The sequence below is a fragment of the Streptomyces sp. NPDC055955 genome (assembly GCF_042270245.1).
Taxonomy (GTDB): domain Bacteria; phylum Actinomycetota; class Actinomycetes; order Streptomycetales; family Streptomycetaceae; genus Streptomyces.
In genome coordinates this window covers 501,791-523,211 of record NZ_JBHJYS010000003.1, presented here as the reverse complement: position 1 = coordinate 523,211, position 21,421 = coordinate 501,791, and the positions used below count along the sequence as shown (strand labels likewise).

The 21,421-nt window shown below is 71.3% G+C and carries 25 protein-coding genes; 17 read left to right on the top strand and 8 right to left on the bottom strand.

The window, feature by feature from the left end; translation table 11 throughout:
• The first annotated feature begins 7 nt into the window (after positions 1-7).
• The gene (locus ACFC96_RS08490; RefSeq protein WP_376610927.1) at positions 8-1,273 is read left to right on the top strand and encodes a DUF2993 domain-containing protein; all 1,266 of its coding nucleotides are present in this window, start codon (positions 8-10) and stop codon (positions 1,271-1,273) included.
• Positions 1,274-1,317: 44 nt separating this feature from the next.
• Here the strand turns inward: ACFC96_RS08490 and ACFC96_RS08485 are convergent, their stop codons facing one another.
• The 3 genes from ACFC96_RS08485 to ACFC96_RS08475 all read right to left on the bottom strand — a co-directional run bounded on the left by ACFC96_RS08485 (position 1,318) and on the right by ACFC96_RS08475 (position 4,690).
• A complete protein-coding gene (locus ACFC96_RS08485) occupies positions 1,318-2,775 on the bottom strand; it encodes an ATP-binding protein (protein ID WP_376610925.1) in 1,458 nt (485 codons plus the stop codon).
• Complete coding sequence (locus ACFC96_RS08480; RefSeq protein WP_376610923.1) at positions 2,772-3,506, bottom strand: response regulator transcription factor; 735 nt, start codon at positions 3,504-3,506, stop codon at positions 2,772-2,774. Before ACFC96_RS08480 ends, ACFC96_RS08485 begins: the two co-directional genes overlap by 4 nt.
• Before the next feature lie 98 nt (positions 3,507-3,604).
• The gene (locus ACFC96_RS08475; RefSeq protein ID WP_376610921.1) at positions 3,605-4,690 is read right to left on the bottom strand and encodes a S1C family serine protease; all 1,086 of its coding nucleotides are present in this window, start codon (positions 4,688-4,690) and stop codon (positions 3,605-3,607) included.
• 336 nt (positions 4,691-5,026) lie between these two features.
• Between ACFC96_RS08475 and ACFC96_RS08470 the strand changes: the two genes are divergently transcribed.
• On the top strand, positions 5,027-6,781 hold the full coding sequence (locus ACFC96_RS08470; protein WP_376260688.1) for a trypsin-like serine protease: 1,755 nt from the start codon (positions 5,027-5,029) through the stop codon (positions 6,779-6,781).
• Between the two features lie 63 nt (positions 6,782-6,844).
• Here the strand turns inward: ACFC96_RS08470 and ACFC96_RS08465 are convergent, their stop codons facing one another.
• Together ACFC96_RS08465 and ACFC96_RS08460 are read right to left on the bottom strand one after the other, a co-directional pair.
• A complete protein-coding gene (locus tag ACFC96_RS08465) occupies positions 6,845-7,867 on the bottom strand; it encodes a LacI family DNA-binding transcriptional regulator (RefSeq protein ID WP_376260686.1) in 1,023 nt (340 codons plus the stop codon).
• Between the two features lie 23 nt (positions 7,868-7,890).
• Positions 7,891-8,763, bottom strand: coding sequence for a winged-helix domain-containing protein (locus ACFC96_RS08460; RefSeq protein WP_376260684.1), 873 nt, complete (start codon positions 8,761-8,763; stop codon positions 7,891-7,893).
• 244 nt (positions 8,764-9,007) lie between these two features.
• On the opposite strand from ACFC96_RS08460, the gene ACFC96_RS08455 reads away from it, so the two are divergent.
• The 8 genes from ACFC96_RS08455 to ACFC96_RS08420 all read left to right on the top strand — a co-directional run bounded on the left by ACFC96_RS08455 (position 9,008) and on the right by ACFC96_RS08420 (position 14,130).
• Positions 9,008-9,841, top strand: a complete 834-nt coding sequence (locus tag ACFC96_RS08455; RefSeq protein ID WP_376610919.1) for an alpha/beta hydrolase — start codon at positions 9,008-9,010, stop codon at positions 9,839-9,841.
• A 35-nt stretch (positions 9,842-9,876) separates the two neighbouring features.
• Positions 9,877-10,131 carry a MoaD/ThiS family protein gene (locus ACFC96_RS08450; RefSeq protein ID WP_116512270.1) on the top strand — a complete coding sequence of 85 codons (255 nt, stop codon included), beginning with the start codon at positions 9,877-9,879 and terminating at the stop codon, positions 10,129-10,131.
• Positions 10,132-10,136: 5 nt separating this feature from the next.
• Positions 10,137-11,354 (top strand): hypothetical protein, encoded by a 1,218-nt coding sequence (locus ACFC96_RS08445; RefSeq protein WP_376610917.1) that lies wholly within the window; start codon positions 10,137-10,139, stop codon positions 11,352-11,354.
• Between the two features lie 125 nt (positions 11,355-11,479).
• Positions 11,480-12,208, top strand: a complete 729-nt coding sequence (locus tag ACFC96_RS08440; protein WP_376260678.1) for a DUF2993 domain-containing protein — start codon at positions 11,480-11,482, stop codon at positions 12,206-12,208.
• Positions 12,209-12,399: 191 nt separating this feature from the next.
• Positions 12,400-12,480 (top strand): putative leader peptide, encoded by an 81-nt coding sequence (locus ACFC96_RS08435; protein WP_351257108.1) that lies wholly within the window; start codon positions 12,400-12,402, stop codon positions 12,478-12,480.
• A gap of 144 nt (positions 12,481-12,624) precedes the next feature.
• Positions 12,625-13,464, top strand: a complete 840-nt coding sequence (locus ACFC96_RS08430) for a sulfurtransferase (RefSeq protein ID WP_376260676.1) — start codon at positions 12,625-12,627, stop codon at positions 13,462-13,464.
• Positions 13,465-13,513: 49 nt separating this feature from the next.
• Positions 13,514-13,801: a DUF1416 domain-containing protein gene (locus ACFC96_RS08425; RefSeq protein WP_100595620.1), complete on the top strand. Its 288-nt coding sequence runs from the start codon at positions 13,514-13,516 to the stop codon at positions 13,799-13,801.
• A 107-nt stretch (positions 13,802-13,908) separates the two neighbouring features.
• Positions 13,909-14,130, top strand: coding sequence for a hypothetical protein (locus ACFC96_RS08420; RefSeq protein WP_376610916.1), 222 nt, complete (start codon positions 13,909-13,911; stop codon positions 14,128-14,130).
• A 317-nt stretch (positions 14,131-14,447) separates the two neighbouring features.
• Here the strand turns inward: ACFC96_RS08420 and ACFC96_RS08415 are convergent, their stop codons facing one another.
• Together ACFC96_RS08415 and ACFC96_RS08410 are read right to left on the bottom strand one after the other, a co-directional pair.
• On the bottom strand, positions 14,448-14,723 hold the full coding sequence (locus ACFC96_RS08415; protein ID WP_326712311.1) for a DUF3099 domain-containing protein: 276 nt from the start codon (positions 14,721-14,723) through the stop codon (positions 14,448-14,450).
• A 25-nt stretch (positions 14,724-14,748) separates the two neighbouring features.
• On the bottom strand, positions 14,749-15,111 hold the full coding sequence (locus ACFC96_RS08410; protein ID WP_100595624.1) for a DsrE family protein: 363 nt from the start codon (positions 15,109-15,111) through the stop codon (positions 14,749-14,751).
• A 101-nt stretch (positions 15,112-15,212) separates the two neighbouring features.
• Between ACFC96_RS08410 and ACFC96_RS08405 the strand changes: the two genes are divergently transcribed.
• The 6 genes from ACFC96_RS08405 to ACFC96_RS08380 all read left to right on the top strand — a co-directional run bounded on the left by ACFC96_RS08405 (position 15,213) and on the right by ACFC96_RS08380 (position 20,141).
• Positions 15,213-15,959 carry a hypothetical protein gene (locus tag ACFC96_RS08405; protein ID WP_376610914.1) on the top strand — a complete coding sequence of 249 codons (747 nt, stop codon included), beginning with the start codon at positions 15,213-15,215 and terminating at the stop codon, positions 15,957-15,959.
• Entirely contained in the window at positions 15,956-16,795 is an 840-nt protein-coding gene (locus ACFC96_RS08400) for a hypothetical protein (protein ID WP_376610912.1), read from the top strand. Before ACFC96_RS08405 ends, ACFC96_RS08400 begins: the two co-directional genes overlap by 4 nt.
• Positions 16,792-17,763, top strand: coding sequence for a hypothetical protein (locus tag ACFC96_RS08395; protein WP_376610910.1), 972 nt, complete (start codon positions 16,792-16,794; stop codon positions 17,761-17,763). The genes ACFC96_RS08400 and ACFC96_RS08395 overlap by 4 nt, the downstream gene beginning before the upstream one ends.
• Positions 17,764-17,996: 233 nt before the next feature.
• Positions 17,997-18,569 carry an FABP family protein gene (locus tag ACFC96_RS08390; protein ID WP_266671960.1) on the top strand — a complete coding sequence of 191 codons (573 nt, stop codon included), beginning with the start codon at positions 17,997-17,999 and terminating at the stop codon, positions 18,567-18,569.
• Positions 18,570-18,664: 95 nt separating this feature from the next.
• Positions 18,665-19,141: a Fur family transcriptional regulator gene (locus ACFC96_RS08385; protein WP_376260668.1), complete on the top strand. Its 477-nt coding sequence runs from the start codon at positions 18,665-18,667 to the stop codon at positions 19,139-19,141.
• A gap of 34 nt (positions 19,142-19,175) precedes the next feature.
• On the top strand, positions 19,176-20,141 hold the full coding sequence (locus ACFC96_RS08380; RefSeq protein WP_376260666.1) for a YgfZ/GcvT domain-containing protein: 966 nt from the start codon (positions 19,176-19,178) through the stop codon (positions 20,139-20,141).
• An 11-nt stretch (positions 20,142-20,152) separates the two neighbouring features.
• On the opposite strand, the gene dtd is transcribed toward ACFC96_RS08380, so the two are convergent.
• Positions 20,153-20,578, bottom strand: coding sequence for a D-aminoacyl-tRNA deacylase (dtd, locus tag ACFC96_RS08375; protein ID WP_376260665.1), 426 nt, complete (start codon positions 20,576-20,578; stop codon positions 20,153-20,155).
• A 140-nt stretch (positions 20,579-20,718) separates the two neighbouring features.
• Here dtd and ACFC96_RS08370 point away from each other — a divergent pair, with 140 nt between their 5' ends.
• Positions 20,719-21,339 (top strand): ABC transporter substrate-binding protein, encoded by a 621-nt coding sequence (locus tag ACFC96_RS08370; protein ID WP_376260663.1) that lies wholly within the window; start codon positions 20,719-20,721, stop codon positions 21,337-21,339.
• The last annotated feature ends 82 nt before the right edge of the window (positions 21,340-21,421 follow it).

Sequence of the window (21,421 nt, the reverse complement as noted above, 5' to 3'; positions counted from 1 at the left end):
TCTCACGATGCGTTCCCCCCACCGCATAGCCACGTTCACGTCCGAGTCCGCCGAACTGTCTGATGCCCGCACGGAGGAATCCGTTCCATCGGGCACTGTGCCGCACAACCCGTACGACGAGCTGGGCGCCCTCGCGGACCGTCCGCTCGACGAGTTCCTCCACGAGGAAGACCCCGAGGCGGGGCCGGACGACCAGCCCTGGTCCAGGCCCAACCACCGCCGCGGCAGCCGCCGCCGCAACCGGTTCGCCGGGCTGCCGCTCGCCACGAAGGCCGTCGTCGGGATCCTCGTCCTCGCCGCCTTCGTCACCCTCGCGGACCGCTGGGCCCTCCTGTACGCCGAGCACCGCGCCGCGGACCGGCTCAAGGACCAGCTGCACCTGAGCGCCGCGCCCGAGGTCGACATCGAGGGCTTCCCGTTCCTCACCCAGCTCGCCGACCGTCGCCTGGACGAGGTGAAGGTCACCGTCCCCGACGTCGCCGCGAGCCGCGTCTCCCTCGCCAAGGTCTCCGCGACCGTCCGCGACGTACGCATCGACGGCGACGGCCCCACCGATGTGCGCGGCGCCCGCATCGGCGGCATGACCGGCGAGGTCCTGCTCACCTTCGACGACCTGAACCGTGAACTCGGCGCCTCCCAGGTCACGTTCAGCGGACAGGGCCGTGACCGGGTCCTCGCGCGCGGCACGCTGCCCGTCGCCGGACACGACCTGAAGGTGCGCGCCGACGCCACGGTCCGGCGCATCGGCGACACCGGCATCGCCACCGACATCGGCGGCATGCGGCTCGACATCGGCGACCTCGCCACGTACCGGCCCGGCACGCGTCCCTCCGAGGGCCTGCACCTGAGCCGCCGCTCCGTGGCGCGCCTCGCGACCGAGACGGCGAAGGCGAAGGCCCTGCTGTCCGTGCCGTCCCTCGTGCAGCGGCTCGGTGTGCCCGACTCGGCCGTGAGCGCGGCGCTGCGCAGCGACCGGCGCCTGAGCGAACTCACCGGATCACCGCGCTTCGTGCACCAGCTGATGTCCCTGAACCTGGTCGACCTCGCGCTCGCGCACCCGGCGCTCCTGAAGAAGTTCGGCCTCGACCCGGCGTTGCTCCAGGGCCTCACCCGGCTCACCCGCCCCGAGCTCGCCGACCGCCTCTCGCTGGCGTTCCGGCTGCCGAAACTGCCGGGTGCGGGCCGGGGCGAGGTCCGGCTGAGCGACGTGCGGGTCGCGAAGGACGGGATCCGGGTCGGCCTGACGGGGGAGGGTCTGGGCTTCGGCCGGTAGGAGGCCCTGAGGCCTGTCTGCGCGTTCTCGGCTGCCCCGCGGGTCTAGGACCCTTCGGGGAAGGGCCCTTCGAGGGTCTCCGGCGGAGGTGTGGGCGCGCCCGGCAGCTGAACCGTCGCGACCGTGCCGCCGCCCTCCGCGGCCCCGAGCTCGACGGTGCCGCCGAAGCTCTCCACCGTGCGGGCCACGATCGACAGGCCGAGGCCCGAGCCGGGCAGTGCCCGCGCCGTCGGCGAACGCCAGAACCGGTCGAAGACGTAGGGCAGTTCGTCGTCCGGAATGCCGGGACCGTGATCGCGCACGGTCAGCCGGCCGCGCATGAGGTGGACCTCGATCGTGCCCTCGGACGGGCTGAACTTGACCGCGTTGTCGAGGAGATTCACGATCGCGCGCTCCAGGGCGGCGGGCTCGGACCGTACGTACCAGGGGGCGAGCTCGGACGTGATCGTCAGCTCGGGTCCGCGCAGCCGGGCCCGCTCGATCGCGGTGCGCACCGTGTCGTGCAGCGAGACGACCTTGAGCGGGTCGTCCCCGCCGCCCAGGCCCGTACGGGACAGTTCCTGCAAGTCCCCGATGAGCGCCGCCAGTTCGGTCATCTGGGCCTTCAGCGAGGCCATCAGCGCCTTGCGGTCGTCCGGAGGGATCGCCCGGCCCGTCTCGTCGCTGCGGGTGAGCAGCTCGATGTTGGTGCGCATGGAGGTGAGAGGGGTGCGCAGTTCGTGCCCGGCGTCGGCGATGAGCTGTCGCTGGAGGTCGCGTGACGAGGCCAGGGAGGCGGTCATGGAGTTGAAGGACGCGGAGAGGCGTGCGATCTCGTCGTCGCCTTCCACGGGGATGCGGACGGTGAGGTCTTCGGTACGGGCCACGTGTTCGACGGTCTCGGTGAGTTCGTCGACGGGACGGAGTCCGGACCGGGCGATCCACAGCCCGGCGGCTCCGGCGCCGACGACTCCGATGCCGGAGACGAGCAGGAGGACCAGGGCGAGTTCGTTGAGCGTGGACCGGGTGTCCTCGAGGGGGAGGGCGACGAGCAGCGCCGTTCCGGCGATCACCGGCTGACCGGGGCCGCCGAGCACGACGGGGACGGTCACCACCCGGACGGGCTTGCCGTCGGTGTCCGTGCCGTTGCGGTAGGTCTCGACGCCCGGGTTCGGGTTTCGGGCCACGGCCTTGTCGTTGCTGGTCACCTCCACCGTGCCGCCGGAGTTGGGGAAGACGCAGGGCGTGCCGTCCGCCTTGATCAGCTGGGCGTAGGACGTGCTCCGCAGGGCGGTCGGGCGGGCGCTGGGCCGTTGACCGCAGTTCTGCAGGAGGTTGGTGACCTCGCCGGCCTGGAGCGTCTTGTCCGTCGCGTGCAGCTGGTCGTCCACCTCCGCGTACAGCTTCCCCCGCACGATCACCCAGCACGTGACCGAGACCGCGGCCACCGCGACGGCCACCGCCACCGCGACGAGCAGCGCGAGCCGCGACCGCAGGGGAAGCGCACGAACCCGCTTGATCACTCCGCGCCCCCGGACCGCAGCACGTATCCCACACCCCGCACGGTATGGACCAGCCTCGGCTCCCCGCCCGCCTCCGTCTTGCGCCGCAGATACATCACATACACGTCCAGGGAGTTGGAGCTCGGCTCGAAGTCGAAGCCCCACACCGCCTTGAGGATCTGCTCGCGGGTGAGGACCTGGCGCGGGTGGGCCAGGAACATCTCCAGGAGCGTGAACTCCGTGCGGGTCAGTTCGACGGTGCGCGCGCCGCGCGTGACCTCGCGGGTCGCGAGATCCATCCGCAGGTCCGCGAAGGACAGGACGTCACCCGCGTCGTCCGCCGGGCCCACCGCGGAGGCATAGGCGCTGCGCCGCAGCAGCGCCCGTACCCGCGCGAACAGTTCGTCCAGTTCGAAGGGCTTGACCAGGTAGTCGTCGGCGCCGGCGTCGAGCCCGGTGACGCGGTCGCCGACGGTGTCGCGGGCCGTGAGCATCAGGATCGGTGTCCTGGACCCGCCGGCCCGCAGCCGCCGGGCGGCCGTGAGGCCGTCCATGCGCGGCATCTGGATGTCGAGGACGACCAGGTCGGGCTGGTACGCGGCCGCCTTGTCGAGCGCGTCCGCGCCGTCGACCGCGACCTCCGTGCCGTACCCCTCGAAGGCGAGGCTGCGCCGCAGTGCCTCGCGGACGGCGGGTTCGTCGTCGACGATGAGAATGCGCTGGGGTTCGCGGTCGCCTTCGGCGGGACTCATGGGCTGGCTTCCTCGGGGTGCGGACGGTGGTGGGGGCCGGTATCAGCCTCGCACGGTGGCGCTACGGGTGCGTGCGGCGCGGCGGCGCGCGGCCGGGGTCAGCTGCCGGAGGTGCCCCCGCTGCGCAGCGAGTCGAGGTCGGCCTTGACGGTGTTGACGGGGATGGCGAAGCCGAGCCCGACGCTGCCCGCGCTCGACGATCCCGACCCGCTGTCCGAACTGGCCGAGTACATCGCGGAGTTGATGCCGATGATGTTGCCGTTCATGTCGATGAGGGCGCCGCCGGAGTTGCCGGGGTTGAGGGACGCGTCGGTCTGGATGGCCTTGTACGTCGTCTTCGACGAGCCCGTGTCGCCGTTGAACTGCTGCCCGCCGAACTCGAACGGCCACCGGCCGTCGCCGCCCTGTTGCTGCTGCTGTTCCTCGTCCGTGGAGACGGTGACGTCGCGGTCGAGCGCGGAGACGATGCCGCTGGTGACGGTGCCGGTCAGGCCCTCGGGGGAGCCGATGGCGACGACCTCGTCGCCGACCTTGACGTTGTCGGAGTCGCCGAGGGACGCGGTCTTGAGGCCGGACGCGTTCTTCAGCTTGATGAGGGCGAGGTCCTTCTTGGCGTCGGTGCCCACGACCTCGGCGGTGTAGGTCTTGCCGTCGCTCGTCCCCACCTTGACCGTCGAGGCGCCGGACACGACGTGGTTGTTGGTGACGATCTCGCCGTCGCTCGTGATGACGACGCCGGAGCCGGTGGAGCTGCCCGCGTTCGAGGTCGCGTTGATCTCCACGATGGCGGGGCTGACGGCCTCGGCGACACCGGAGACGGTGCCCTTCTTGCTGGTGGGCACGACGCTCGTGCCGGCGGAGGCTGACGTGGACTGCTTGCCGGTCAGCTCCTGGAAGGCGTACGCGGTGCCGCCGCCGACGGCCGCGGCGGCGATGGCGACCGCGGCGAGCAGCCCGAGCGGACCCCTGACCCGCCGCCGGTGTGCGGGCGGCGCGGGAGAGCCCTCCGGCGTGGGAGCCGGCCACATCGCCGAACCCGGTGCGGCGTTCGGCGGCTGCGGCGGGTCGTAGGCGGGCGGGGGCGGAAAGGCGCCGCCCGCCTCGGGGGTCCCCGGATACGAGGACTGCGCGTGGTGCTGCTGGCCCTGGGGGTACTCGCCGCTTCGGCGGAAGCTCTCGGTCATGGCAGCAAGCCTGAACCGCGTTCATGAGAGCCACCTGAGCGTGCCCTGAGAGTCCCGCGAGAACCCTGTTTGCCCGAAATAAAGACGCCCCGGAGAACGGCGGGTTGACTGCGGGTGAGGTGCGGGAGGGCGCCGGAACAACTCTCACCTGCCTGCTGTGAAGGCCGTGTGCCGAGAGGCCCGTGGGATCTACGATCCGTGCGCCGGAGGGGGGTCTGCGGCGGTGCCCGGGTCCGAGCCCGATGTCTTGTCCGCTCGGTGTCCGGTACCTGCCGTGGTGCGCGCCGTATGCCTCTTCTCGGGCCCTGAAGCCACTCTTCACACCAGGAGCCCTGAGTGATACCTGCCCTGCGCGACCGCTGGAGACGCCCCGTCACGGCGCTGTCCACGGCCGCTCTCGCGCTGGCGCTGAGCTGCGCCGGCGCCCTGGTGGCGCACCCCGCCACCGCGGCCGACGATCCGCCCGGACTGCCCGACGCGAGCATCGCCCGCACCGCGAACCCGGCCCCTTCCGCCTCCGACGCCGAACTGCGCAAGCGGGTCGTCGAGGCCGCGAGGACCCGGGCGACCCCGGAGACGAAGCCCAAGAAGACGCCGTTCATCATCGGCGGCACCGAGACGTCGATCTCCTCCGCGCCGTGGATGGTCCAGCTCTCGTACTACGACGCCGCGTCCGGCGACGGCTACTTCTGCGGCGGCACCCTCGTCGCCCCGAACAAGGTCCTCACCGCGGCCCACTGCGTCGCCGGTCTGGACTGGGTGGACAACGGCGCGGTCGTGGCCGGCGCCACCGGCCTGCTCGACAGCGCCAACGGCACCGTCGCGGGCGTCTGGCGCCAGTGGAACCACCCGCGGTACAACGCCGACACCATCCAGAACGACATCGCGGTCCTCACCCTGGACCGTCCGCTGGAGGACCAGTGGACGAAGCTCGTCCAGAGCAACGACACCGCGTCCTACAAGGCCGGCACCTCGGCCACCGTCTACGGCTGGGGCCTGACCTCGGGCGCGCAGGACGCCGACCTGTCGGCGACCCTGCGCAAGGTGACCCTGCCGCTGGTCTCCGACTCCACCTGCAACACCGCGATGCAGTCCGTCCTCGGCGAGGACGACTTCGTCGAGGGCTCGATGTTCTGCGCGGGCACCCCGGCGACGGGCACCGACGAGGGCACCAAGAGCACCTGCAGCGGTGACTCCGGCGGTCCGGTGGTCGTCGGCGGCCGCGTCGTCGGCATCGTCTCGTGGGGCGTCTCCGGCTGCACCGCTAAGGGCGCCTACCCCGTCTTCACCAAGGTGTCCTCGTACGTCTGGGCGGCCCAGCCGCGCATCGACGACACGGACCTGAGCTTCGACGGCCGGGCCGACCTGCTGGCGCGCACCCCCTCCGGTGGCCTGTTCGAGCAGGACAGCAAGGGCACGTCGCTCGCCACGCGCGCCTACCAGAGCGCCGGCTGGCAGACCTCGAGCTGGGCCCTCCAGGCCGACCTGGACCGGGACTTCTTCCAGGACCTCGTCATCCGCGACAGCACCGACGGCAAGCTGTACCGCAGCTACTACAACCACGCGTCGGACGCCTTCGAGTGGATGCAGATCACCTCGGTGTGGGGCGGCTACAAGTCGTACGCCATCCCCGGCGACATGACCGGTGACTCCCGCCCCGACCTGGTCGCGGTGGACGCCGACGGCTCGACGTACCTCTACCCGGGCAAGGGCAACGGCGAGTTCTACGGCAAGGTCAAGATCGTCGACAGGGCCTGGAAGGGCGTCAAGATCTTCGGCCACGGCGACCTGACCGGCGACGGCAAGGCCGACCTCCTGGTCCGCAACAGCTCCGGCGTCCTGTACCTCTACCGGGGCACGCAGATCGAGCACACCCCGTTCGCGGCGCGCATCCAGGCGCGCACGGGCTGGAACTTCACCTCGTACGTGACGAACGGCGACGTGACCGGCGACGGCATCGCCGACGTCATGGCCCGCGACTCGGGCGGCACGCTCTGGCTCTACCCGGGCACCAACAAGGCGTCCTCCGACGTCTTCGGCGCCCGCAAGAGCCTGGGCACCGGGTTCAACCAGTACAACCTGATGTTCTGAGAGACCCGGAACACAGCACGCGCGCCGGTCCGGTGTTCCGGGCCGGCGCGCGGTGGCGCGAGGTCAGGGGCAGCCGCAGGACTGGCGGACGACCAGCCGCGAGGGGAACACCTTCAGGCGCTCACGCCGGGACCCGGCTACGCGCAGCGAGTCGTCGAGGACGAGGTCGACGGCGGAGCGCGCCATCGCCGAGCGGTCGGACGCGACCGTCGTCAGCGGCGGATCCGTCAGACCCGCCTCCTTCACGTCGTCGAACCCGGCGACGGCCAGCTCGCCCGGCACCTCGATCCGCAGCTCGCGCGCGGCCCGCAGGATGCCGAAGGCCTGGTCGTCCGTGGAGCAGAAGATCGCCGGCGGCCGCTGGGGCCCGGCGAGCAGCTCCAGGCCGACCTTGTAGGCGTCGTAGCGGTTGTACGGCGCCTCGAACAGCCGCCCCTCGGTGGAGAGTCCCGCCTCGTGCATGGCCCGGCGCCAGCCCTCGACGTGGTCGGAGACCGGGTCGCCGACGGACGGCGTCTCGGCGGTGCCGCCGACACAGGCGACGTACGGGTGGCCGTGCTCGAGCAGATGGCGGGTGGCGAGCTGGGCGCCGCCGATGTCGTCGATGACGACGGCGACGTCGTCGATCGCCTCGGGGCGCTCGTGCAGCAGGACCACGCGCGCGTCCCACGCCTCGATCTCGGCCGCGGCCAGATCGTTCAGGCCGTGGCTGACGAGGATGAGGCCGGACACCCGCATGCCGAGGAAGGCGCGCAGATAGTGGACCTCGCGCTCCTCGACGTAGTCGGAGTTGCCGACGAGGACCATCTTCCCGCGCTCGGACGCCGCCTGTTCGACGGCGTGCGCCATCTCCGCGAAGAACGGCTGGCGCGCGTCCGGCACGATCATGCCTATGAGGTCGGTCCGCCGCGACGCCATGGCCTGGGCGACCCGGTCGGGCCGGTACCCCAGTTCCTTGATCGCGGCGAGTACACGCTCGCGCGTGGCCGGGGCAACCGGCCTAGGTCCGTTGTTGATGACGTAGCTCACGACCGCGGTCGAAGTACCCGCCAGTCGCGCCACGTCATCCCGAGTCACCTTGGCCACGCGCGGAGTCTACGCGGATGGACCTACCGCTGGGCAGGGCGTCCGGCGGCGGCCTGACGGGCGCCCGCCCGGGACTGCTCGGCCGGCTCCCGCACGGCACGCGAATCCGCCGCGGAGTCCGTGCTGTCGGCGTGCGCAGCCCGCTCCGCCGCTGTCGCGTGCTCCGTGTCGTCCGGCCTCGGAGTCGCCGCCTTGGCCTTCGCGGCGTCCGCCGCCCGCTCGACCTTCTCCGGCGTCACGAAGCGGTAGCCGACGTTGCGCACGGTGCCGATCAGCGACTCGTGCTCGGGCCCGAGCTTCGCGCGCAGGCGCCGCACGTGGACGTCCACGGTGCGGGTGCCGCCGAAGTAGTCGTAGCCCCACACCTCCTGCAGCAGCTGGGCGCGCGTGAAGACGCGGCCCGGGTGCTGCGCGAGGTACTTGAGGAGCTCGAACTCCTTGAAGGTCAGGTCGAGGACCCGCCCCTTCAGCTTGGCGCTGTAGGTGGCCTCGTCGACCGACAGGTCACCGTTGCGGATCTCCATCGGGGAGTCGTCGGAGACGATCTGCTGGCGGCCCATCGCGAGGCGCAGCCGCGCCTCCACCTCGGCCGGTCCCGCCGTGTCGAGAAGTACGTCGTCGATGCCCCAGTCGGCGGTGACGGCCGCGAGGCCGCCCTCCGTCACGACGAGGACCAGCGGACAGCCGGGCCCGGTGGAGCGCAGGAGCTGGCACAGGCTGCGTACCTGCGGGAGGTCGCGGCGTCCGTCGATGAGGATGACGTCGGCACCGGGGGTGTCGACGAGAGCCGGGCCCTCGGCGGGGGCGACCCGCACGTTGTGCAGCAGCAGGCCGAGAGCGGGGAGCACCTCCGTCGACGGCTGAAGGGCATTCGTGAGGAGCAGCAATGAACTCATCGCGGCCCACCTGCCTGGGTCGTCCTACGGTCGTGCACGTTTCGCTCGCCCATAACGTCGGTTCCTCCTCGGTCCCTGCGAGGACGTTTACGGCACTGCTTCGAACTGCTTCGTGGTGCTTCGGGTCCCGCGCCCCGGGGCCCTGTGCGCCTCGCGGCCGGCGTTCGTATACAACGCGGTCCGAAAGCACAAAAGGACCCGGGGGCGTCGCTGCCCGGATCCTCTGCCTAGGAGAATAGCCCACATGAGTTCCGGTCCGGCAGGTCAAGACGCACGATCTTCTGTGCAGCCGATCACTGCCCGCTCACGGCGTGTGATGCTGCGCACGCGGGACGGGGTACCGATCGAGGCCGCGCACGACCCCGGGCCGGGCTCCGCCGGCGGCCCGGTGATCGTGGTCGCGCACGGGTTCACGGGCGATCTGGAACGGCCGCACGTCCGGCGGGCGGCGGGGATGTTCGCGCAGCGTGCCGCCGTGGTCACGTTCTCCTTCCGCGGGCACGGGCGGTCGGGCGGGCGGTCCACCGTCGGCGACCGGGAGGTACTCGACCTGGTGGCCGTCGTGGAGTGGGCGAGGTCACTCGGGCATGACCACGTGGTGACCGTCGGCTTCTCGATGGGCGGTTCCGTCGTCCTGCGGCACGCCGCGTTGCACAGGGGGCGCACGGAAGCGCGCTCCGACGCCGTGGTCGCGGTGAGTGCCCCGGCCCGCTGGTACTACCGCGGCACCGCGCCGATGCGGCGGTTGCACTGGCTGGTGACGCGGCCCGCCGGCCGGATCGTGGGCCGCGTGGGCCTCCGCACCCGCATTCACCCGCACGAGTGGGACCCGGTGCCGCTCTCGCCGGTCGAGTCCGTGCCGCTGATCGCGCCGACGCCGCTCCTGATCGTGCACGGCGACCGGGATCCGTACTTTCCCCTCGACCACCCGCGGACGCTCGCCGCGGCCGCGTCCGGTGGGGCCGAGCTGTGGCTGGAACCGGGCATGGGGCACGCCGAGCACGCGGCGGACGACGGGCTCCTCGCGCGGATCGCCGACTGGGCCACGGCATCATGGACGACGGCAACCGCCGAATAGACCGCATGGACAGACCGCAGGGAGGAACGCCGCACATGGCCAACGGGACCATCCGCTACTGGGCCGCGGCCAAGGCGGCCGCCGGTGTCGCCGAGGAGCCGTACGAGGCCGAGACGCTGGCCGACGCGCTGGAGGGCGCGCGTGCGCGACACCCCGGAGACCTGGTGCGCGTCCTGCAGCGTTCCTCGTTCCTGATCGACGGTGATCCCGTCGGCAGGCGCGGGCATGAGACGGTACGGCTTGCCGAGGGCGGCACGGTCGAGGTGCTCCCGCCGTTCGCAGGAGGGTGACCGCGATGAGTAACGAGCCGTACGAAGACGAGTACGGGCAGCACCAGCCGCCCCAGCAGACCCAGCAGTGGCAGGGCCAGACCTGGGACACGCAGGTCCAGTCGACGTACCCGCCGCAGGGGTTCGAGCCCGGCCAGGCCCCGTACGGGCAGGGCCCGGTGAACCGGACGGGTGGCGACCAGCAGTCCTATGGCCGGCCGACGTACGGCGCTGACCAGCAGGCTTACGGCCACGGGCAGGTGCCGTACGGGCAGGGACCGGCGGTGCAGACGCCGGGCGGGCAGACCACGCCGCCGCCCGCGCATGCCGCGTACGGCGACACCGGCGCCTACGGACAGGCCCCCCACACCCCCGGGGCCGACCGGCAGACGCAGGTCTTCGGGACGGTGGCGGCGGCCCAGCCGCTGCCCGTCGCCGAGCCGGAGGCCGCCGCTTACGGGCCGGCCACCGTCACCGGCAACCCCCGCGTCACCGACGCGCAGCGCGCCCGCGCCGAGGGGCGGTCGCCGATCATAGAGCCGGGGATGCAGCCCGCCGCGCTGACCGCGCTGCTCGGGCTGCTGCTCGCGGGCGGCGCCGCGGTGGGCCAGTACGCGCTCCTCGTCCCGCTCGTGCTGCTCCAGGCCGTCACAGCCGCCGGCTGGTTCCGGCTCAACGGCATGTGGCCGGCCCGGCAGGGCATCGCGCTCGCCTTCGCGGGCGGCCTCGCCGCCGACGCCGCGCTGCTCGTCACCGGCCGGGAGAACGCGCCCGCCGCGATCCTCGGCACCCTCGGTGTCTGGATCCTGCTCACCCTCGTCCTCCAGCTCCGCAGCCACGCGGCACCGGACGAGCGCATGTACGGCCTGATGGCGACGGTCGCCTCGGCGGCGCTCGCCATCGTCGCGACCGGACACCTGGCGGCCGACCCGGACGCCGTGACCGTCGGCGCCGCGGCCGTGGCGGTGGCCGTCCTCGCACGGGCGCTCCCGCTGCCGACGCCCGCCTCCGTGGTCGTCGCGCTGCTCGCCGCCGCGGGCGCCGGAATCGCGGTCGGCGGTATGACGGACATGGGGCCCAAGGGCGCGCTCCTCGGCCTCGGCGCCGGTGTCTGCGCGCTGATCGGCCACCGCGTCGCGAGTTACGACTATCCGTCCCGCTTCGTGCACATGACGGCGGGCGTGGCCCTGCCGCTCGCCGCCGCGGCCCCGGCCGTCTACCTGCTCGGGCGGGTCGTGGGCTGAGCGTCCGGCGGGCGCAGGCCTGTCACAGCTGATCGACAAGAACCGGGCCGGGCTCCCTTCCAGGGGGCCCGGCCCGTACGCTCGCGATCAGGAACTGTCGTCCAGGTGGGGGGAAGCACCGGACCATGCGAGCTCTGCGGATACTTCTGATCGTCGTCGTGATCCTGGGCGGCCTGTTCGTCATCGCCGACCGGGTCGCGGTGAACTTCGCCGAGGGTGAGGCGGCCGACCGCGTCCGCACCAGTGAGGGCCTGACCAGCACGCCCGACGTGTCCATCAAGGGCTTCCCGTTCCTGACCCAGCTCGCGGGCGGCACGCTGGACGACGTGGAGATCGGCATCAAGGACTACGACGCGAAGAGCGGCGGCGAGTCGATCCGGATCGCCGATCTGAACGCCGAGATGCATGGCGTGAAGTTCGCCGGCGACTTCAGCTCCGCCACCGCCGACTCGGCCACCGGCACCGCCCGTATCTCCTACGCCGAGCTGCTCAAGGCCGTCAGGAAGCAGGACGCCGCCCAGGTCGCCCCGGGCGTGACGGCGCAGATCGAAGGCCTCTCCTACGGCGGCGGCGACAAGGTCAGGATCGCGGTCACCGTGCACACGCCGCTGGGCACCCTGCACCCCACCGTCCTCAGCTCGGTCAAGGTCACCGACGGCAAGGTCTCGGCGCGTGCCGACAGCCTGCCCAAGGTCGGCGCGCTCGACCTGGCCGAGGGCCGGATCCGCGCCGTCACCGACTTCCAGCAGGCGATCGACGACCTGCCGGCCGGGATCGAGCTGGACCGGGTCGAGGCGGTCAAGGACGGCGTCGAGATCTCGGTGAAGGGTTCGAAACTCGACCTCGTCGGGTAGGCACCCGGAAACGGCCCGTCCGCACTGCGAGACGGCGCTGTCCGCACAGCAGTAACCGACGGAGCCGCGGCGGCCCCGGAGTCCGGGGGAAGGGGCTCCGGGGCCGCACTCGTCTCGCATCGCGGACGATCGTGTCTCAGGATGCGACACGCCGGTGACACGGCCGCCCGTGCGTACCTACGATCGGTGGCATGAAGCGACAGGCGGATCTCACGAAGCGGCGGGCAGTAGACCTGTGCCGCGTCGCCGCCATGCTCTGTCGCACCGCCTGAGCGGGACGGCAACTCCCGCTTTCCCAGGCCCCTTTGAGGCCTCCCCCGCGCGCGCCGAATGCCGTCCCTGTTCGCATGCAGGGACCGTGCCCGCACCGCACCCGCACTCCCGCACCCCGCCGCAACTGCCCCGGAGGAGAAAACATGAGCCGCAGCGACGTCCTGGTAGACGCCGACTGGGTCGAGGCGAACCTCGACAACCCGAAGGTCGTCATCGTCGAGGTCGACGAGGACGCTTCGGCGTACGACAAGAACCACATCAAGAACGCCGTCAAGGTCGACTGGCAGAAGGACCTGCAGGACCCGGTCCGCCGCGACTTCATCGACCAGGCCGGCTTCGAGAAGCTCCTGTCCGCGCGCGGCATCGCCAACGACGACACGGTCGTCCTCTACGGCGGCAACAACAACTGGTTCGCGTCCTACGCCTACTGGTACTTCAAGCTCTACGGCCACGACAGCGTCAAGCTCCTCGACGGCGGCCGCAAGAAGTGGGAGCTCGACTCGCGCGACCTCGTCGCCGAGATCGTCCAGCGCCCCGCCACCGAGTACAAGGCCAAGGCCCAGGACACCTCGATCCGCGCCTTCCGTGACGACGTCGTCGCCGCGATCGGCAGCCTGAACCTCGTCGACGTGCGCTCGCCCGACGAGTTCTCCGGCAAGCTCCTCGCCCCGGCCCACCTTCCGCAGGAGCAGTCGCAGCGTCCGGGCCACGTCCCGTCCGCGCGCAACATCCCGTGGTCGAAGAACGCCAACGACGACGGCACGTTCAAGTCGGACGACGAGCTCAAGGCCCTCTACGAGGACGAGCAGGTCGACCTGGCCAAGGACACCATCGCGTACTGCCGCATCGGTGAGCGCTCGGCCCTGACGTGGTTCGTCCTGCACGAGCTGCTCGGCCAGGCCAACGTCAAGAACTACGACGGCTCGTGGACCGAGTACGGCTCCCTCGTCGGCGTGCCGATCGAGCTCGGCGCCAACAAGTAACCCTCCCGGACCCCTCAGACAGACCTGACCGACCTTTTTGGAGAAACACATGTGTGGAGCGAAGGCCGGCGGCCCCGACGCCTCGACGATCAAGCCCGGTGAGACCACCATCCAGGGCCAGGTGACCCGCGACGGCGAGCCCGTCACCGGTTACGTGCGCCTGCTGGACTCGACCGGCGAGTTCACGGCCGAGGTCCCCACCTCGGCGACGGGCCAGTTCCGTTTCTACGCGGCCGAGGGCACGTGGACGCTGCGCGCCCTGGTCCCCGGCGGCTCGGCGGACCGCACGGTCGTCGCCCAGACCGGTGGTCTCTCCGAGGTCGCCATCGCCGTCTGACACGGCTCGCCGTGTGACGGCGGCGCAGATACGGCCGAGGGGCCGCACCTCCGGGGGTTGGACGCCTACGGAATCGAGGTGCGGTCCCTCGGCTTTGCGCGGGGTCCGTGCCCATCGACATCACGCGCGTCGACGAGTTCGGCGACCGCCACGGCCACAGCCTGTTGATCATCGGGCAAGGAGGGCGGAAAGCTCCAGGTCTACGCCCGTGGGGCACCACCTCCTGTATCAGCGAGGACGATCTCGGCAACGGTGAGGACGATCTCGGCAACGACGATGTCGAGACAGCCGCCGACGACCGTTGCTTCGAGGCTGCGAGGGCGACGTAAGCCGTCCTGGGGGCTCAGGGCGCTCGGAGGTTCACGTTTTCAGGGTTGCCAGGGGTCCCAGGGTTCCTTGGGGGTCTTCCATGCCCTGGGTTCCGTGGGTGGCCTAGGGCCTGTCGTCAAATTCCCGTCTGCCCGGCGGCGTCTGGCACGCACTCCCCCTAGCTCTCGGCTTTGGTCGAGCAGGGGGGACCCCCATGCGGCGTTGCCGAAAAGCCCTGGTAGCTCCGCTACAAGGGCTCTCCGGCGCCTTGCGATCGCACGCACCAGACGCCGCCGGGCCCGCCCTCGGGCGGACGACGGGAATGTGACGACAGGCCCTAGCGGTCGTACGGGTCCTGGGGGCGCTTCTTGCCGTCCAGCTCGTCCCACCACTCGTCGGACTTCGCGTCGCCGGAGGGGTCGTCCCACCAGCGGTCGTCGGGGCCGCGGCGGTTGGCGACGATCGCGGCGACGGGCGGGATGACCATCGCCACGATGCACATCGCCACCGCGGCGGGCACGGACCACAGGCGCACGACGGCCCAGGCCAGGACGAACAGGCCGATGCACAGGCCCATCATGGCGAAGTACAGGTGACGACGCCGCGAGTACATGCTTCAAGCGTAGGTCCGGGCCGCGTCAGTAGACGAGTGCCTGCGTTCCGTCCGTCATCGCCTCCTGCACGAAGACCTGCGCACCGGCGATCCGGACGCCCTCGATGACGTCCTTCTCCGTGATCTCGCGGCGGGCCGCGCACTGTGTGCACAGCGTGATCCGCCCGGCCGCCAGGATCGACTCGATCAGGTCGGGCAGCGGCGCGGCGTGCGGCAGCTCGAACTCGGCGGCGCGGCCCGGCAGCGCGAACCACGACGACTCCCCGGTCAGCCAGAGCGAGACCTCCACGCCGCTGGCCACGGCCACCGCCGCGACCGTGAAGGCCTGCGAGCAGCGTTCGGGGGCGTCGGCCCCCGCGGTCACCTTGATCACGAGCTTGTTCGCCATGGCTGAATCGTAATCAACTCCCGTACAACCAGGGATGTTGCCGGTGGGTCTCCTGTGCGCGCGGATACGGAATCCGCGCTTCGAGTTCCGTGGGGGACCCGTTGGATGACGAACGAATACCGCAGGTGGCGCCGGAGCCGTCCGTGCCCGTGGTGCCGGTGCGGCCGCGACGCCGCGGCCGCACCACCCTGCTGATCGCCTGCGCCGCCCTGCTCGGCGCCGTCGCGGGCGTGTGCACCGGCTACGTCGTACAGGCGGACCGGAAGCCGACCGCGCTGCCGCCGCTGTCCCTGGCGGTGGTCGGGCAGGCGAAGGGCGAGGGGCCCAAGCCGGCACCCCGTGCTCAGGACGGCGATCTGCGCAAGCTCCTCGCGCCCAGGCCCGCCGGGACGCAGAAGTCGGACACGCGGCAGGGCTGGCTGAACGAGTACGACTTCGCGAACGGCTTCAAGGATCCGCGCTGGATGTTCGGGCAACTCGCCGAGGGCGGCTTCCGCCGGGCCACGATCGAGGCCTGGCGGCGCGGTCGGTCCACGACCGAGGTCCAGCTCATCCAGTTCCGGGACGACACCGACTCCGGCTCGCGCAAGTTCCTGGACGGCCAGCAGAGCTACATGGACGACAGCGACTGGGCGGGCAACGAGGGGGTGCCGCTCACCGGCAGCGGCAACGGGCGCGTCTACGTCTTCGACAAGCCGAGCACCAAGGCCGGGTACCTCCCGATGTACCAGGCCAGGGCGCTCGCCGCCCGTGGCGACATCGTCATGGACATCCGGGTGTACGACACCAGGCCGATCCCCGAGAAGACCGTGATGTCTCTCGCGAAGCGCCAGTTGGAGCGACTGTGAGCGACCTGGACCCTCAGCTTCCGGAACCCGGGCCCACCTCGGATCCCACCCCCGCCGCCACGGTTCCCGCTCCCGTCGCGGGGAGTGCGGCCCGCCGCTGGCCCGCCGTGGCCGTGGCCTGCGCCGTCGTGCTCGCCGTCGGGGCCGGTGCCGGCCTCACCGCCATGAAGGTCGAGGCCGCCGACCGCTCGGCGCCCACCACGGTGTGGGCGAAGCCGAAGAAGCAGAAGCAGGCGAAGCCCGGCCGGGCCGAGGCACAGGGACTCAGCGCCCGGCTGCTGCCGGTCCCCGAGGCCTACCGGCTGGGCCCGGACATCGACGAGTACGGCAACGACAAGACCCTCACCCGCGGCGAAGCCACCGCCCGCCTCAAGAAGGGCACGCGCAACCTGCCGTCCCGCCAGCGCGAGGCGCAGGACAAGGCCATCGACAAGCTGAAGTTCAGGGGTCTGGCCATGCGCAGCTACCAGCTGAGCGGCTCCATCGGATTCGGGTCCGACGACAACCACAAGTCCCTCGTCGTCGAAATGCAGCTCGCCCAGATACAGAACCGCAGGGCCGGGCGTCAGCTCAAGGAGTTCCGCAGCGAGTTCCTGCGCTCGGTCGGCGTGTTCCCCAAGGGGCCGAAGGTCAAGGGGCATCGCAACGCCGACTGCTTCCTCGCACCCAAGGACAGCAAGGGCAAGCTCGAAATGGTCCTCTGCAGCGCGTACGAGGACGACGTCCTGGTCACCGCCACCGGTTACGGCCCCAGGCCGCTCAACACCACCGAGGTCGCCGACCTGCTCGCCCGGCAGCTCGACCGGCTGACGTCGCAGGGAGGGCAGCTCGTATGAGCGAGACACTGCAGCCGGCCGAGAGGCCGCAGCAGGCCGAGACACTGCAGTCGGCCGAAGAGCCGCAGCGGGCCGAGATCCCGCAACCGGCTGAGGAGCCGCGGCGGGGCGCCGTGGCCGCGGGCGCTCCGCCGCGGCAGGACCCCGTTGCCGCCGGGTCCCCGCAGCAGCAGCCGGGGCCCGTCGTTGCCGAGGAGGCCCCGCCTGCACGCAGGGACCGGCGTGTCCTGCGCGCCGTCCTGCGCTGGACCGCCGCCGTCGCCGTCTTCGGCGTGATCGGCGCGGCCACCGCGTACGGCGTCACCGAGCAGAAGCGCACCGACCTGCCCGGCCTGGCCACCGAGAGTGACGGCCGGTGGACCTTTCCGGCGATCGAGAAGCCCCCGCTGCCCGCGGGTTCGCCGGCCCCCTTCGCCGACGGCAACGACAGCGAGACCCACTACGCCGATCTGCGCAAGCTGGTCCTGCCCCGGCCCGCGGACGCCACGCCGGACACGGCGCTGGCCGGGAAGGACGGGTGGCTGCCGACGTCCGTGTACCTCGACGCGTACGAGAAGGAGGCGCGCCGGGACCTGGGGCAGCAGCTCGAGGACGACGGGCTGCGGGAGATCGCGGCCCGCGGCTGGACCACGCCCGACGGAACGCATACGCGGATCTACGCGCTGCGCTTCACCTCTGCGGCCTTCTCACGGATCGTCCACGCCGACCTGACGGACAACGTCGCCTCCCCGGCGGACGCGCCGTACGCCGACGAGCAGTACGGCGGCTGGGCGGAGAAGGTCGACGTCCCGTACACGAAGCGGAACGTCTTCACGGAGGCGAAGCCGTACGGGAGGACGGCCGAGCGCTACGCCTACATCGAGGCCGGTGACGTCATCGCCCTGGTGATCCAGTCGGGGAAGGCGGCCCTGCCGCCCCGGATCACCTTCCAGCAGACCGTCGTCCTGCAGAGCCAGCTCCTCGGCTGACCGCCCGCGCCCCGCTCGGGTGACCTCATCGTGAGAGCCGGGCCCCACCCGACTAAAGTGGGGCCCGGCTCTGTACCGACCACCGCTCACCGAGGAGCACCCCGTGCTTGAGGCCTTCTTCTCCACTCTGCTCGTCCTGGTCTGCGTCGGCGTTCTCGCGTTCGCCGGACTGACCGTGAAGAAGCTGTACCAGGGCCAGCGCTGACCCCCACCAGAGAGACGCTTCGCAGACCATGATCGAGATCCCGTCCGACCTGCACCCCGACCTCGTCCCCCTGGTGTTCCTCCTCGGTAACTGGGCGGGCGCGGGTGTCACCGACTTCCCCGGCGCCGAGAAGGCGAACTTCGGGCAGGAGGCGTCCTTCACCCACGACGGGCGGGACTTCCTCGAGTACCACTCGCACACCTGGATCCTCGACTCCGAGGGCAACAAGGTGAAGCCCCTGGAGTCCGAGTCCGGGTACTGGCGGATCGACAAGGACCGCAAGGTCGAGGTCGTCATGGTCCGCGACGACGGCGTCGTCGAGGTCTGGTACGGCGAGCTCGCCGACAAGAAGCCGCAGATCGACCTGGTCACGGACGCCGTCGCGCGCACCGCCGCCGCGGGCCCGTACACCGGTGGCAAGCGGCTCTACGGCTATGTGAAGAGCGACCTGATGTGGGTCGGCGAGAAGCAGACCCCCGAGGTCGAGCTGCGTCCCTACATGTCGGCCCAGCTGAAGAAGGTCGTCTCCCCGGACGACGTGGCCGAGATGGCCCGTAACCTCCCGGACCTGCCCGACGACGGCATCGCCTTCTTCAAGTAGTCCCGTCAGGCCGTCCCCTTCCCGTTCCCCTTCCCGGTCCCGTTCTTCGCGCAGTCCCGAAGTCGTCCCCGGAAAGTGGACCTACACTCGGCGGTGTGGTGAGCACCGACTGGAAGAGCGACCTGCGGCAGCGCGGCTACCGGCTGACGCCCCAGCGTCAGCTGGTCCTCGAGGCCGTCGACACCCTCGAGCACGCGACCCCCGACGACATCCTCTGCGAAGTGCGCAAGACGGCGTCGGGGATCAACATCTCGACGGTCTACCGCACCCTGGAGCTGCTCGAGGAGCTGGGGCTCGTCAGCCATGCCCACCTCGGGCACGGGGCGCCGACGTACCACCTCGCCGACCGGCACCACCACATCCACCTGGTGTGCCGGGACTGCACGAACGTGATCGAGGCCGACGTCGAGGTCGCCGCCGAGTTCACGGCGAAGCTCCGCGACACCTTCGGCTTCGACACCGACCTCAAGCACTTCGCGATCTTCGGCCGCTGCACCGACTGCTCCCGGCGGGACGGCCGGAGCGCCGAGGGACGTCAGGGCCCGCAGGAATCCGCGGCACCGCAGGAATAAGCGCGTCCGTGTGCTCGTCGTAGTGTCTGTGAACATGAAGAGCCCCCTCCTGTCCCTGCCCGGCGCCGTTCCCGCCGAGGGCGTGGACGAAGGCGTCGCCGCGCACTACGGCGACCTGTTCCGCGAGCAGCGCACCCTCGCCGACGGCAACGGCCTCGTCGACCTCTCCCACCGCGGCGTCATCACCGTCACCGGCGACGACCGGCTCGCGTGGCTGCATCTGCTCCTCACGCAGCACGTCAGCGACCTCCCGGCCGGCCAGGCCACCGAAGCGCTCGTCCTCTCCGCGCACGGCCACATCGAGCACGCCCTGTACATCGTCGACGACGGCACCACCACGTGGGCGCACGTCGAACCCGGCACGCAGGAGGCGCTGATCGCCTACCTGGAGTCGATGAAGTTCTTCTACCGGGTCGAAGTCGCCGACCGCACCGAGGAGTTCGCCCTCGTCCAGCTGCCGGCCGGTTCGATCGCGCCGGTCCCGGACGGCGTCGCGGTGCGCGAGACGGCGTACGGCCGCGACGTGTTCCTGCCGCGCGCCGACCTGGAGGCGTACGCGGAGCAGAACGGGCCCGCGATCGGGCTTCTCGCCCACGAGGCGCTGCGCGTGGAGAACCACCGGCCGCGCCTCGGCTTCGAGACCGACCACCGCACCATCCCGCACGAGCTCGGCTGGATCGGCACCGCCGTCCACCTCCAGAAGGGCTGCTACCGCGGCCAGGAGACCGTCGCCCGCGTGCAGAACCTGGGCAAGCCCCCGCGCCGCCTCGTCTTCCTGCACCTGGACGGCAGCGAGGTGCACCTGCCCCCGCACGGCGCCCCGGTCCGTCTCGCGTCCGACGGCCCCGAGAGCCGCAAGCTGGGCTTCGTGACGACGTCCGTACGCCACCACGAACTCGGTCCGATCGCGCTCGCCCTGGTGAAGCGGAACGTGCCGGTGGACGCGGACCTCATCGTGGACACGACCGCGGCCGCGCAGGAAGTCGTCGTCGAGCCCTAGCCAGACCGCGGCTACATCTCCAGAAGCACCGTGAACGGGCCGTCGTTCGTCAGGGACACCCGCATCTTGGCCCCGAACCGGCCCGTCGCCACGGTCGCCCCCAGGGCCCGCAGCTGCGCCACGACCTCGTCGACCAGCGGCTCGGCCACCGGCCCCGGCGCCGCCGCGTTCCAGGTGGGGCGGCGGCCCTTACGGGCGTCCCCGTAGAGCGTGAACTGGCTGATCACCAGGAGCGGGGCGTCGATGTCGCTGCACGACCTCTCGTCGGCGAGCATCCGTACGGACCACAGTTTGCGGGCCAGTTGGGCGGCCTTCTCCTTGGTGTCCTCGTGGGTGACCCCCACGAGGACGCACAGCCCCTCGCCCTTGATCTCGCCGACCACTTCTTCGTCCACGACGACGCTCGCGCCGTCCACCCTCTGCACCACTGCACGCATACGGACCATCATGCCGTGCTCCCGAACCGCCCATCCGGGGCGGATTAGGGGCACTCGTGCACAGAGCGGCCACTCGGAGTGGCACGATGCTCCCACGCGGTGCACCGCGTCGGTCCGGTCGAGGGGACGGTAGGGACGCAATGAGCCACACATCGAGCATCGGGCAGCCTCCAGGGGCCCCCGTTTCGTTGACGCACGCCAGTCGCATCACCGGTACGAACCGCCTCAGCACGGCGCGCCCGCCCACGCAGCGGGTCGGCAGCCCCGAGCTGCCACAGGCGCCCGCGCACGACCTGTCCGCGCTGCGTCTTCCCGAGCTGCGCACGCTGCGCCGCGAGGCCCAGCAGGACGAGGCCGACCTGAGCTACGTACGACGGCTGCTCCAGGGCCGGATCGACATCCTGCGGGCCGAGGTCGCCCGCCGCAGGGACCCCGAGGCGCCGGTCGTGGACCGGCTCTCCGAGATCCTCACCGACAAGGCCACCCGGCACCGTTCCTCCGCCCGCCACGTCACCCTCGGCACGCCCCGCAGCGAGGAGTACCGGGACCTCGCCGCCGAGATGCTCGCCGAGGTCGAGCTGTCGGACCTGGACGCCCGAACGGACGATGAGCTGCACACGGCGATGGGCCGCCTCGTGCGCTACGAGCAGCAGGTCTCGCGTCGCCGCCACCTGCTCCAGTCGACGGCCGACGATTGCAGCGCCGAGATCGCCCGCAGGTACCGTGAAGGCGAAGCACAAGTAGACGACCTGCTCGCGTGACGCGGCCGCACCGGTGACCCCGGTGGCCCGCTGCGGGGCGGGTCTGTCCATGGCCCCCCATGGACCCGCCCCGGAAGGCCAC

Excerpts from the sequence above, each read along its gene's own strand:
- ACFC96_RS08370 (WP_376260663.1), top strand. The coding sequence starts at position 20,719 with ATGAGCCACACATCGAGCATCGGGCAGCCTCCAGGGGCCCCCGTTTCG.
- ACFC96_RS08415 (WP_326712311.1), bottom strand. The coding sequence starts at position 14,723 with ATGTACTCGCGGCGTCGTCACCTGTACTTCGCCATGATGGGCCTGTGC.
- ACFC96_RS08390 (WP_266671960.1), top strand. The coding sequence starts at position 17,997 with ATGATCGAGATCCCGTCCGACCTGCACCCCGACCTCGTCCCCCTGGTG.
- ACFC96_RS08475 (WP_376610921.1), bottom strand. The coding sequence starts at position 4,690 with ATGACCGAGAGCTTCCGCCGAAGCGGCGAGTACCCCCAGGGCCAGCAG.
- ACFC96_RS08450 (WP_116512270.1), top strand. The coding sequence starts at position 9,877 with ATGGCCAACGGGACCATCCGCTACTGGGCCGCGGCCAAGGCGGCCGCC.
- ACFC96_RS08440 (WP_376260678.1), top strand. The coding sequence starts at position 11,480 with ATGCGAGCTCTGCGGATACTTCTGATCGTCGTCGTGATCCTGGGCGGC.
- ACFC96_RS08480 (WP_376610923.1), bottom strand. The coding sequence starts at position 3,506 with ATGAGTCCCGCCGAAGGCGACCGCGAACCCCAGCGCATTCTCATCGTC.
- ACFC96_RS08455 (WP_376610919.1), top strand. The coding sequence starts at position 9,008 with ATGAGTTCCGGTCCGGCAGGTCAAGACGCACGATCTTCTGTGCAGCCG.
- ACFC96_RS08445 (WP_376610917.1), top strand. The coding sequence starts at position 10,137 with ATGAGTAACGAGCCGTACGAAGACGAGTACGGGCAGCACCAGCCGCCC.
- ACFC96_RS08380 (WP_376260666.1), top strand. The coding sequence starts at position 19,176 with ATGAAGAGCCCCCTCCTGTCCCTGCCCGGCGCCGTTCCCGCCGAGGGC.
- ACFC96_RS08460 (WP_376260684.1), bottom strand. The coding sequence starts at position 8,763 with ATGAGTTCATTGCTGCTCCTCACGAATGCCCTTCAGCCGTCGACGGAG.
- ACFC96_RS08395 (WP_376610910.1), top strand. The coding sequence starts at position 16,792 with ATGAGCGAGACACTGCAGCCGGCCGAGAGGCCGCAGCAGGCCGAGACA.
- ACFC96_RS08430 (WP_376260676.1), top strand. The coding sequence starts at position 12,625 with ATGAGCCGCAGCGACGTCCTGGTAGACGCCGACTGGGTCGAGGCGAAC.
- ACFC96_RS08490 (WP_376610927.1), top strand. The coding sequence starts at position 8 with ATGCGTTCCCCCCACCGCATAGCCACGTTCACGTCCGAGTCCGCCGAA.
- ACFC96_RS08410 (WP_100595624.1), bottom strand. The coding sequence starts at position 15,111 with ATGGCGAACAAGCTCGTGATCAAGGTGACCGCGGGGGCCGACGCCCCC.
- ACFC96_RS08435 (WP_351257108.1), top strand. The coding sequence starts at position 12,400 with ATGAAGCGACAGGCGGATCTCACGAAGCGGCGGGCAGTAGACCTGTGC.
- ACFC96_RS08425 (WP_100595620.1), top strand. The coding sequence starts at position 13,514 with ATGTGTGGAGCGAAGGCCGGCGGCCCCGACGCCTCGACGATCAAGCCC.
- dtd (WP_376260665.1), bottom strand. The coding sequence starts at position 20,578 with ATGCGTGCAGTGGTGCAGAGGGTGGACGGCGCGAGCGTCGTCGTGGAC.